Raw genomic sequence first — 10,499 nt, forward strand, 5'->3', positions numbered from 1 at the left:
AAAGGCACGAACCGACGTCCGGACCTCGCGTAATGGTGCGTTCACTTCCCGTAATCAGAGGACCGCGCTGAGAAATTCCCGGGTCCGGTCCTGCTCGGGATCAGCGAAGATCCGCTCCGGCGGTCCCGACTCGATGACCCGCCCGCCGTCGAACATCAGTACCTGGTCGGAGATGTCCCGGGCGAAACCCATCTCGTGGGTCACACAGAGCATCGTGATGTCGGTGGTGCGGGCGATGTCCCTGAGCACGTCGAGCACGCCCGCGACCAGTTCCGGGTCGAGCGCGGAGGTCACCTCGTCCAGCAGCAGCACCTTCGGCCGCATCGCCAGCGCCCGGGCGATCGCCACCCGCTGCTGCTGGCCGCCGGACAGCTGGGTCGGCCGGGCGTCGCACTTGTCGGCCAGGCCCACCAGCTCCAGCAGCTCCTTGGCCCGCGCCTCCGCCTCGTCCTTGGACATGCCGAGCACGGTCACCGGCGCCTCGGTGATGTTGCGCAGCACGCTCATGTTCGGGAACAGGTTGAACTGCTGGAACACCATCCCGATCTGCTTGCGGACCTCCCGCACCTGCTTCTCGGACGCCGGGAAGAGCTGCTGCCCGTCGACCGTGATCGTGCCCTCGTCCGGCTTGGTCAGGGTCATCAGCAGCCGCAGGATCGTGGTCTTGCCGGAACCGGAGGGGCCGATCAGGGTGACGTGCTTGCCGGCGTCGACGGAGAAGTTCAGCCGGTCGAGCACGGTGTTCGTGCCGAATCGCTTGGTGACCCCGTCCAGGCGGATCAGCTCGCCGCCGCCGGTGGACGGGCCGGCACTGGTGCCGGGTTCTTTCATCAGGGGGGTGTCAGCGGACAAGGCGTCGCTCCAGGGTTCGCAGGAGAAGGGAGGCCAGGTAGGAGATGACGATGAAGGCCACGCCGATCACGGTGAGCGGCTCGGTGAACTGGAAGTGCTGCTGGGAGTAGAGCCGCGCCTGGCCGAGCATCTCCAGCACGGTGATCACCATCAGCAACGGCGTGTCCTTGAGCATGGAGATCACGTAGTTGCCGAGGGCGGGGACCACCCGGCGGATGGCCTGCGGCAGGATCACCGCGGTCCACGTCCGCCGCCGGGGCAGGTTCAGTGCCGTCGCGGCCTCCCACTGGCCGGGGGGAACCGCCTCGATGCCGGCCCGGTAGACCTGCATCGTGTAGGTCGAGTAGTGCAGGCCGATCGCGAAGACGCCGGTGGCCAGCGCCGAGAAGGTCAGTCCCCACTCGGGCAGCACGTAGAAGAGGAAGAACAGCTGAACCAGCAGCGGGGTGTTGCGGACGAACTCCGTGACGACCCCCACCGGCCAGCGCACCCAGCGGGTCGGTGCCCGCATCAGCAGCGCCCACACCAGCCCCAGGGCGAACGAGAACAGCGAGCCGAGCACCAGCGCCTGGAGCGTGACCTCCAGGCCTTGCCAGAACTGCGGCATGAATCCGCTGACGGCGCTCCAGTCCCACTTCATGCGGCACCTCCGCCCACGGCTCCCACGCCGGCCGCCTGTGCGCGTTTGCGTTCACGCGCGGTGATCTCCGTCCCCGGGTCCTTGCCGATCCCGGCCCTCAGCCGCTTCTCCAGCACCCGCATCAGCCGCGTGATCACAAAGGCGATCGCGAAGTAGATCAGCAGGACGTACGCGTAGATCTCCGCGCTCTGCTGGAGCGCCAGCCGCACCAGGTTGGCGCTGAAGGTCAGGTCGCCCATGCCCATGACGGAGACCAGTGCGGTGCCCTTGAGCAGCTCCACCAGCAGGTTGCAGAAGGACGGGATGGTCTCCGGCACCGCCTGCGGCAGCAGGATCAGCCGCAGCCGCTGCCAGGGCGTGAAGCTGAGCGCGATCCCGCCCTCCAGCTGCGCCGGGTCGACCGCCTGGAGCGCGCCGCGCACGATCTCCGCGCCGTAGGCCCCGTAGGTGAGGCCGAGCGCCAGCGTGCCGGCCCACAGGGGCACCAGCTGCCAGCCGAAGCCGACCGGCAGCACGAAGAACACCCAGAAGATCATCACCAGGGCCGAGGTGCCGCGGAACACCTCGGTGTAGAAGCCGGCGAGGAAACGGACGATCCACAGCCGGTGGGTGCGGGCGACGCCCACGACGAAGGAGACCGCCGTGGCCAGCAGCGCGCTGAACACCAGCAGCTGGACCGTGGTCCAGACTCCCTCGAGTACGAGTTTCCAGAGCCCTGAGGTCATCCGCCGCACAGCTCCTTCGCGGTGAGCTTGGTCATCTCGGCCTTGGTGAAGCCGAACGGCCGCAGGATGCGCAGCAGCTCCCCGCTCCCGCGCAGCTTCTTCAGCTCGGCGTTGAAGGCGTCCCGCAGCCTCGTCTCGGTCGGCCGGAACGCGAACGCGCCGCCGTCGATGTGCGGTTTGCCGTCCACGACCGGCACGAAGGGCTTGGTGGCCTCGGCCTTGGCCGACTTCCCCACCACCTGCCGGACGGTGACGGCGGTCCCGGCGAAGAAGTCGACACGCCCGGCCTCGACGGCGTTCAGCCCGGCCACCTGGTCCGGGACGATCAGGATGTCGCTCTCCTTGTAGCCGGCCTCGACCGCGTGCTGGATCTGCGCGTACCCGGTGCCGGTGGCGCACTTGGCCTTCTTCGCCACGGCGTCCTTGAAGGTGTGCAACCCCTTCGGGTTCCCCTTCCGGACGACGAACGAATCCAGCATCTGGTAGTCGGGGTCGGCGAAGATGACCTGCTTGCAGCGGTCCGGGGTGACGTACATCCCGGCGGCCACGACGTCGAACTGCTGGGAGTTGAGGCCGGGGATGAGCGAGCCGAACTCCGTCGGCACGGGCTGCACCCGGTCGATGCCGAGCCGTTTGAAGACGACACGCGCCAACTCCGGCGCCTCGCCGGTCAGCCGGCCGTCCTTGCCGATGTAGCCGAAGGGGATCTCGCCCGCGATCCCGAGGCGTACGACGCCCTGGGCCCGGAGCCGGTCGAGCAGCTCGCCGCCGTTCGTGGTGGACGCGGTGGCCACGCGCGAGCAGCCCGTGGCGCCCAGCGCACCGGCCGCCGCGATACCGGCGAGCACCGAGCGGCGGGTGTGTCTGCGTTCGTATCCGGTTGTGTGATGGTCGTACCCGAGTGGTGGAGCCATGGCGGCGCGGCTACCCGAACGCAAGCCACTTATGCGCCACGGTTTTCACGCGCCCGCGGCGGTACGCGGCGCACACGGGGTACCCGTACCGCCGTCCGGAAGAACCGCAGGAGGGCAGGACATGACCGCACTCGGAATCCTCTACCCGGGTCACTTCGCCGAGGACGACTACGCGCGCATCGAGCAGCTCCTCGGCAGCGACATCCGGGTGGACCTGGTCCGCGTCGAGGGCGCCGAGGACGCCCACCGGGTCGACGCGCCGCGGGAGATGGGCTCGCCCGAGCGGCTCGCGGCGAGCGTGGAGGGGCTGCGGCTGGCCGGTGCGGAGACGGTGGTGTGGGCGGCACCCAGCGGTGGTTTCGGATACGGCTGGGAGGGCGCCCAGGAGCAGGTGCGCGCGCTGGCCGTGGCGGCGGGCATGCTGGCCTCCTCGACCTCCTTCGCCTTCGTGCACGCCGTGCGCGAGCTCGGGGTGCGGCGGGTCGCCGTCGGGGCGCCCTACGCGCAGGATTCGGCCGATCTCTTCGCGGACTTCCTGCGCGCCGGGGGCGTGGAGGTGGCCGGGGTGCGGGCGGCCGGGGCCGGGACGCCGGAGGAGATCGCGGGGTGGGGCGAGGCGGAGACGCTGGCGCTGGCCCGGGCGGCGGACGCGTCCGGCGCGGAGGCGGTGGTCCTGCCGGACATCGCGCTGCACACGGCGGCGCACGTCCCGCTCCTCGAGGAGTCCCTGGGCAAGCCGGTCCTCACGGCGAACCAGGTGACGGTGTGGGAGGGGCTGCGGCTGGCCGACCGCCGGGTGAACGCGCCGGAGCTGGGGGCGCTGTTCACGCGGGAACCGATCGTGCAGGTCTGAAGACCTGAGCCGGCTGTTCGGCCGCCCGTTCCAGCTGCCGGGAATAAACCGGAGCCACCCTCCTGTTAAGCCTCCCCACAGGCCACCGCCGAGCTACAGGAGGCACCCACCGTGTCGGCAGACGAGATCCGGGGAACCGCGCAGGGGAGCGCCCCCGTCCCCCTCTCCGTGCTGGATCTGGTGACGGTCGGCGCCGGGAGTACCGCCACCGACGCGCTGCGGACCAGCGTCGCGCTGTCGCGGCTCGCGGAGTCGCGCGGATTCCACCGGTACTGGGTGGCCGAACACCACTCCATGCCGGGAGTGGCCTCCTCCTCGCCGGCCGTGATCCTGGCCCACCTCGCCGCGCACACCGAGCGGATCCGGCTCGGATCGGGCGGGGTGATGCTGCCGAACCACGCGCCCCTGGTCATCGCCGAACAGTTCGGGACGCTGGAGGCCATGGCGCCGGGGCGGATCGACCTCGGGCTCGGGCGGGCACCCGGCACCGACGGTGCCACCGCGGCCGCGCTGCGCCGCACGGACACGCTGAACGAGGGCGCCGACGACTTCCCGCAGCAGCTCGCCGAGCTGACCCGGTTCCTCGACGACGACTTCCCCGACGGGCACCCGTACCGGAGGATCCACGCCATTCCCGGACCGGTCCAGGCGACCTCCCCGGGCGGCGTCCAGTCACCGCACCGCCCGCCGGTCTGGCTCCTCGGCTCCTCCGGCTTCAGCGCCCGCCTCGCCGGCCTGCTCGGCCTGCCCTTCGCCTTCGCGCACCACTTCTCGGCGCAGAACACCATCCCGGCCCTGGACCTGTACCGGGAGTCCTTCCGGCCGTCCGCGGTGCTCGACCAGCCCTACGCCCTGATCGGTGTCTCCGCGCTCGCCACCGACGACGAGAAGGAAGCCCGCCGGCAAGTGCGCTCCACCGCCCTGAACATGATCCGCCTGCGCACCGGGCGGCCCGGCCTCTTCCCCACCCCCGAGGAGGCCGAGGCCCACGACTTCAGCCCGATGGAGGAGGACTTCGTCGCCTCCTGGACCGGCAACATCGTCCACGGGACGGCCGACGAGGTCCGGACCGGACTCGACGAACTCCACAAGCGCACCGGAGCCGACGAGCTGATGCTCACCACGCACGCCCACCGCGGCGAGCTCCGCCTGCGCTCGTACGAACTCCTCGCGGACGCCTACGGGTTGCCGACCGCGTAGGCCTGGGCGCCCGGCAACTCGGAGACGCGGTCCGGCGGAACCGGTCGGGAGAGCGTCGGCCTTGGCCGGTCCCGCCTCCGATCTGCCGGTCGGCGAGGTGCTGGCTTCGGGCGAACTCGTCGCAGGGCCGTCGGTGAGGTGGTAGGCCCGTTCGAACTCGTCGTCGGCGCCTACGGGTTGCCGACCGCGTAGGTCTGGGTGCCCAGCAACTCGGAGATGCGATCCGGTGGTACGGGGCGGGAGTAGAGCCAGCCCTGGCCGGTGTCGCAGCCGATGCGGCGCAGGCGGGTGGCCTGGGCGGAGGTTTCCACGCATTCGGCGGTGACCGTGAGGCCCAGGCGGTGGGCCAGTTGGATCATCGCCTCGACGATGACCTCGTCGGCCGGGTTCGGTGGGGCGGCGGTCGCGTCCTTGGCCTCCTCGTACTGGAAGCCGCGCACGAAGGAGCCGTCCAGTTTGAGGACGGACACCGGCAGGCGGCTGAGGTACGCCAGGTTCGAGTAGCCGGTGCCGAAGTCGTCGATGGCGATGCCCACGCCCATGTCGCTGAGGGACTTCAGGGCCTGGAGCGGGCGGCCCGCCGAGCCCATCACCGCCGACTCGGTCAGCTCCAGTTGGAGCAGGTGCGGGGCGAGGCCGGTCTCCGCGAGGATCTCCGCCACGTCCGCCACCAGGTCGGAGTCCCACACCTGGCGCACGGCCACGTTGACGCTCACGAAGATGGGCGGCTCCCCGGGGTGGTCCAGCTGCCAGCGGCGGGCCTGACGGCAGGCGGTCGCCAGGGCCCAGCGGCCCAGCGGCACGATCGAGCCGTCCTCCTCGGCCAGTCCGATGAACCGATTCGGCGTCAAGACACCGAACTGCGGGTGGTTCCAGCGGACCAGGGCCTCGACGCCCCGCAGACGGCCGTCCTCCATGGCCACCAACGGCTGGTAGTCCAGCATGAACTCGCCACGGTCGATGGCATGGCGGAGCGTGGAGGACAGGGCCTGGCGGGTCATGCGGTGCGCGTTGCGCTCCGGGTCGAACAGGGTCCAGCGGGCCTTGCCGTCGGCCTTCGCCCAGTACAGGGTCGTGTCGGCGGCCTGCATCAGGCCGGTGGCGGTGGTGCCGGCCGCATGGCGTTCCACTACGCCGATCGAGGCGGACAACGACAGCCGCTGGCCCGCGAGATCGAAGGGCACCTGGAGGGCCGCGAGCGCCGCCTCGGCCAGCTCGGCGAGCTGCTCCGTCCCCGTGGAGTCCTCCACCAGCAGCGCGAACTCGTCCCCGCCGAGCCTGGCCACCAGAGGGGTGCCCGACCGGGCGTACCCGGCCTCGTCGGCGACCCGGGTCAGGCGCTCGGCCACGGCGGCCAGCAGGCGGTCGCCCACGCGATGGCCGAGGGTGTCGTTGACCGCCTTGAAGCCGTCCACGTCCAGGTAGCACAGACCGATCCGGCCGGTGCCGCTCTGCTCGTACGACTCCGCCTCCAGCGCGGCCGACAGCCGCTCGAAGAACAGCGTGCGGTTGGGCAGCCGGGTCACCGGGTCGTGCATCTGCAAGTGCCGCAACCGGGCCTGGAGTTCACGGTGCGCGCCGATGTCGGCGACGGACAGCAGGACACCCGGCTCGGCGTCCGCGAGGGGGGCGACGGTGACCTGCACCCACACCGCGTGGCCGTCGGGGTGCTTCAGCCGGCGGGTGCAGCGCAGCTTGGCCTGCCGGCCGCGCAGCACCTCGCGATAGGCGTGCCAGATACGGGCCTCGGAGGTCAGGTCCACCAGGTCGGCGGCGACCTGCCCGGTCAGCGCGGCGGGATCGGTGCCGAGCAGGCTGCCCAGGGCGGCGTTGGCGTCGGCGACCAGGCCCTCCCGGTCGACCACCGCCATCGCGAGCGGGGCGGCCTCGAAGACGGAGCGGTAGGCACGCCCCGCACGGGCAGATGTCGTATGATCACTCTCTGTTACGGCTGACCGGTCGAGGTCTGCCGCGGGCGTCGGCCCTTCGGACGTTCCGCTCACCGCTCGCTCCCGCAGTGCACTCGATCTCTGTCCGTGCAGGAAAGTGTGCCGATCATAGAGGCTGGCCCGAGGGCCTTCCAGTCACTGTCCAGTCTCCAGGATGGCCCGGCGGTTGTGACAGATCGTTTCTGCCCGTCCCTGGCCGGGTTCTACGGGCCCCGACCGGTTGTGACGTTCCGTGAGCGCTTTTGGGGTGTCGGCCATTCGGAGTATCCCGATTCCCCTCACCCTTCTGGTGCAGGCAAACAGGGCGTACCACGACAAAGTCGCACAATCTGGATGCGGTGTCCCGCGAAACCGCATCCGGAGGTCCCCGTGCCGCGTCAGCTGCCCCTCGAGCGGCTTTCCCGTGCGGCCCTCGCGGGACTCCGGCGGGCCGGTACCCGACCCCGACTGCGCAGCACCGCCGCCGTGTTCACCACCATGTCGGCGCTCGCCGCGACCTCGATCCTGACCGTCCCCTCGGTCGCCGAGCCGTTCACCACGGCGCCCTGCGCCCTCAAGCGGACCGACGCGCACCACTCGGAGGGCCTGGACACCTGGAACGACGCCTACAACCGTCCCTCCCGCCCGCTCGACGCGGTCCTGGTGTTCCTGTCGTTCCCGGACTCCACCCCCCGCACCACGCCCGCCGAGCTGACCGCCGACCACTTCCCGGCCACCAACAGCTTCTTCCAGCGCGCCTCCTACGGCCGGTTCACCCTGCGCCCGCATCCGCTGCGACGCTGGCTGCGCATGCCGCAGCCGTCGACGTCGTACGCCATGAAACGGGACTGGGACCCGGACCGGCGGGCCGCCTACCTGCGTGACGCGTTCGCCACGGCCGACCCCGAGGTGGACTTCTCGCGCTACGGCGTCGTGTACTTCGTCGCCGATCCGGACGCGCCCGGCGTGGACTCCGACGCGACGAAGGTGGTCAACCTGGACACCCCGACGCACATCGACGGCACGGACGTCCGGCGGGTGGTCACGGTCTTCGAGAGGCATCCGCCGGACCGGCTGGTGCTCGCGCACGAGACCGGGCACGTCTTCGACCTGCCCGACCTGTACCACCGTCCGATGGACGGCAAGGGCGACTGGGACACCTATGTGGGCGACTGGGACCTGATGGGCAGCCAGTTCGGACTGGCCCCCGACCTGTTCGCCTGGCACAAGTGGAAGCTGGGCTGGCTGCGGCCGCGCCAGGTCGTGTGCGTGCGGGGTGGTCGCCCCACCCGGCTGACGCTGGAGCCCCTTGCCGCGGGCCCGGACACCACGGTCGCGGGTGCCTCGGGCGCCCCCGCCTTCGGGCTCGGCGACGGCGTGAAACTGGCCCTGGTCCGCACCGGCCCCGAATCCGTCCTCGCCTTCGAGGCGCGCGGCCCGGCCGGGAACGACCGCTCGGCCTGCAGGTCGGGCGTCCTGGTGTACCGGGTGCGCGGCGGGGCGGCGTCCGGGGACGGGCCGATCCAGGTGGTCGACGCCCACCCGCGTACCGAGGCCTGCTGGGAGAACTCGGTGTACCCACCCCTCGCCGACGCCCCGGTCGCCCTCGGTGAGAGCTTCACGGTGCCGGGTGAGGGCGTACGGGTGGAGGTGGAGGACCGGACGCCGTCGGGGGCGTGGACGGTGAAGATCACGCCGGGGCCAGGGCCGGGTTCGGGGGGTGCGGGCTGAATGTGGTCCGCGAGCGCACAACGACAGAGGGTCACGTTCTCGCGAACGTGACCCTCTGCTGTCTGGTGCGCCGCCAGGGACTCGAACCCCGGACCCGCTGATTAAGAGTCAGCTGCTCTAACCAACTGAGCTAGCGGCGCCTGCTGACGTCGTAGACCTTAGCATCCTGATCGGCGTGGGGAAAAATCGATATCCGCACTCCGGCGCGGGCCGCCCGGACGGCCGCCCACAGCACGACCTCCGGGCCGGGCAGCCAGGGGTCACGGGTGTCGGGCGCGACCAGCCAGCGGGCACCGTCGGGGGCGGAACGGTCACCGTCCGTGAGTGCCGGGACGGTCACGGCGTCGCCCTTGCCGTGGCAGAGCAGCGGGGGGATGGCCCAGCTCCATTCCTCCCAGGCCAGCAGGGACGGCAGCCGCTGCGCCGTGCGCGGCGCGGCGAACAGCAGCATCCGGCCCCGGAACACCGCGACCGGGCCCGAGCCGGGCCCCTCGTCCCACAGGCGGTCCAGCATCCGGCGCCCGAAGACCGCCGGCACGTTCACCACGTCGAAGACGGTTCCGCAGGACAGCACCGCCAGCGGCCCGGGCCCGGTCCCGCTCCGCGGGCGCCTCCCCGCCGAGGCCAGCCATTCGGCACCGTCCGCGGTGACTCCCGCGAGGTCGCTGCGCGCACTGCTCATACCGACAACATCTACCGGCGGTGAACGCCGGACAGCGCTGGGTTGCCGGAAGCGGGGACAACAGGAGCCGGGAGGGGGTATCTTGCCCGCCCGCCTGGCATATGCCGGTCGACTTGGCTGCGGCCGGTGTCACACCGGATCCGCGGACCCCCGCCCCTCGGCCTCGGCGGCGGCCCCCCGCATCAGGTCCCGCCCGAACTCCACCATCCTCTTGGCGTAGTCCTCGGTCCACTCCGCCCGCTCGGCGATGTCCGCCGGCGTCAGCCGGTCGAACCTCCGCGGATCGGCCAGCTGGGCCGCCGCGATGGCCTGGAACTCCATCGCCCGGTCGGTCGCCGCACGGAACGCCTGCGTCAGCTCCGTCGCCCGCGACAGCAGCTCCCGCGGGTCCTCGATCGACTCCAGGTCGAAGAAGTGCTCGGGATCGGCGGCCGCCTCGGCGGGCTCGAAGAGCAGCGGCGCGGGGCGTAGCCGCGGTTCGTGCCGACGCGGCGTGGGCTCCGCCATGTCTTTCTCCTCCTCGTACGGTTCGGTAGGGGCGCCGCCTTCTGGGTGGGCCGCCTTCCATTGTCCCGCCCCCACGCAAGGGGACGCTGGCCATGCTCTTCGGCCGCCTCCGGCGGGAGGGTGCTTTTTGGGGGAGGCGGTCGCCGGGGCTTGGCGGCCAAGCCATGGTCATGGTCGCCGAGCCACGGTCATGGTCGCCAAGCCACGCGGTGTTCGGCCAGGTGGGCCAGCACCGCGTGGTTCGCCTCCCAGCCGTCCGGGCTGTGTTCTTCGGCCGCCTCCGGCGGCGTGCCGGACTCCGTCCGGCGGGAGGCGGCTGTCGGGCATGGCGGCCGAGCCGTGGTCGTGGTGCCAAGCCACGCGGTGTTCCGCCAGGTGGGCCAGCACCGCGTGGTTCGCCTCCCAGCCGTCCGGGCTGTGTTCTTCGGCCGCCTCCGGCGGCGTGCCGGACTCCGTCCGGCGGGAGG

10 protein-coding genes and 1 tRNA gene are annotated in these 10,499 nt (G+C 71.4%); 3 read left to right on the forward strand and 8 right to left on the reverse strand.

What is annotated here, in order from left to right:
- Nucleotides 1-54 precede the first annotated feature (54 nt).
- From ehuA to ehuB, 4 genes are read right to left on the reverse strand one after another with little or no spacing between them, the layout of a single operon-like run.
- A complete protein-coding gene (ehuA, locus tag ACFY01_RS32390) occupies nt 55-831 on the reverse strand; it encodes an ectoine/hydroxyectoine ABC transporter ATP-binding protein EhuA (protein ID WP_390739343.1) in 777 nt (258 codons plus the stop codon).
- A gap of 10 nt (nt 832-841) precedes the next feature.
- Nucleotides 842-1,492: an ectoine/hydroxyectoine ABC transporter permease subunit EhuD gene (gene ehuD / locus ACFY01_RS32395; protein WP_390739306.1), complete on the reverse strand. Its 651-nt coding sequence runs from the start codon at nt 1,490-1,492 to the stop codon at nt 842-844.
- The gene (ehuC, locus tag ACFY01_RS32400) at nt 1,489-2,217 is read right to left on the reverse strand and encodes an ectoine/hydroxyectoine ABC transporter permease subunit EhuC (protein WP_390739307.1); all 729 of its coding nucleotides are present in this window, start codon (nt 2,215-2,217) and stop codon (nt 1,489-1,491) included. Before ehuC ends, ehuD begins: the two co-directional genes overlap by 4 nt.
- A complete protein-coding gene (gene ehuB / locus ACFY01_RS32405; RefSeq protein ID WP_390739308.1) occupies nt 2,214-3,131 on the reverse strand; it encodes an ectoine/hydroxyectoine ABC transporter substrate-binding protein EhuB in 918 nt (305 codons plus the stop codon). Before ehuB ends, ehuC begins: the two co-directional genes overlap by 4 nt.
- A 121-nt stretch (nt 3,132-3,252) precedes the next feature.
- Between ehuB and ACFY01_RS32410 the strand changes: the two genes are divergently transcribed.
- The gene (locus ACFY01_RS32410; protein ID WP_390739309.1) at nt 3,253-3,984 is read left to right on the forward strand and encodes a decarboxylase; all 732 of its coding nucleotides are present in this window, start codon (nt 3,253-3,255) and stop codon (nt 3,982-3,984) included.
- 111 nt (nt 3,985-4,095) lie between these two features.
- Nucleotides 4,096-5,184 (forward strand): LLM class flavin-dependent oxidoreductase, encoded by a 1,089-nt coding sequence (locus ACFY01_RS32415; RefSeq protein WP_390739310.1) that lies wholly within the window; start codon nt 4,096-4,098, stop codon nt 5,182-5,184.
- 170 nt (nt 5,185-5,354) lie between these two features.
- Here ACFY01_RS32415 and ACFY01_RS32420 read toward each other — a convergent pair whose 3' ends face one another.
- On the reverse strand, nt 5,355-7,187 hold the full coding sequence (locus ACFY01_RS32420; RefSeq protein WP_390739311.1) for a putative bifunctional diguanylate cyclase/phosphodiesterase: 1,833 nt from the start codon (nt 7,185-7,187) through the stop codon (nt 5,355-5,357).
- Between the two features lie 315 nt (nt 7,188-7,502).
- Between ACFY01_RS32420 and ACFY01_RS32425 the strand changes: the two genes are divergently transcribed.
- Nucleotides 7,503-8,843 (forward strand): M6 family metalloprotease domain-containing protein, encoded by a 1,341-nt coding sequence (locus ACFY01_RS32425; RefSeq protein ID WP_390739312.1) that lies wholly within the window; start codon nt 7,503-7,505, stop codon nt 8,841-8,843.
- 63 nt (nt 8,844-8,906) lie between these two features.
- Here the strand turns inward: ACFY01_RS32425 and ACFY01_RS32430 are convergent.
- The 3 genes from ACFY01_RS32430 to ACFY01_RS32440 form a co-directional block, all read right to left on the reverse strand.
- Nucleotides 8,907-8,983: transfer RNA gene (locus tag ACFY01_RS32430), tRNA-Lys, on the reverse strand.
- Nucleotides 8,974-9,525, reverse strand: coding sequence for a hypothetical protein (locus ACFY01_RS32435; protein WP_390739313.1), 552 nt, complete (start codon nt 9,523-9,525; stop codon nt 8,974-8,976). The genes ACFY01_RS32430 and ACFY01_RS32435 overlap by 10 nt, the downstream gene beginning before the upstream one ends.
- Nucleotides 9,526-9,654: 129 nt before the next feature.
- Complete coding sequence (locus ACFY01_RS32440) at nt 9,655-10,032, reverse strand: hypothetical protein (RefSeq protein ID WP_390739314.1); 378 nt, start codon at nt 10,030-10,032, stop codon at nt 9,655-9,657.
- Between the last annotated feature and the right edge of the window lie 467 nt (nt 10,033-10,499).

It is taken from the genome of Streptomyces sp. NPDC001480, assembly GCF_042894725.1.
Lineage (GTDB): Bacteria > Actinomycetota > Actinomycetes > Streptomycetales > Streptomycetaceae > Streptomyces.

Coding starts and splice junctions, on each gene's coding strand:
- ehuA (WP_390739343.1), bottom strand. CDS start 831: ATGAAAGAACCCGGCACCAGTGCCGGCCCGTCCACCGGCGGCGGCGAG.
- ehuB (WP_390739308.1), bottom strand. CDS start 3,131: ATGGCTCCACCACTCGGGTACGACCATCACACAACCGGATACGAACGC.
- ACFY01_RS32435 (WP_390739313.1), bottom strand. CDS start 9,525: ATGAGCAGTGCGCGCAGCGACCTCGCGGGAGTCACCGCGGACGGTGCC.
- ehuC (WP_390739307.1), bottom strand. CDS start 2,217: ATGACCTCAGGGCTCTGGAAACTCGTACTCGAGGGAGTCTGGACCACG.
- ACFY01_RS32440 (WP_390739314.1), bottom strand. CDS start 10,032: ATGGCGGAGCCCACGCCGCGTCGGCACGAACCGCGGCTACGCCCCGCG.
- ACFY01_RS32410 (WP_390739309.1), top strand. CDS start 3,253: ATGACCGCACTCGGAATCCTCTACCCGGGTCACTTCGCCGAGGACGAC.
- ehuD (WP_390739306.1), bottom strand. CDS start 1,492: ATGAAGTGGGACTGGAGCGCCGTCAGCGGATTCATGCCGCAGTTCTGG.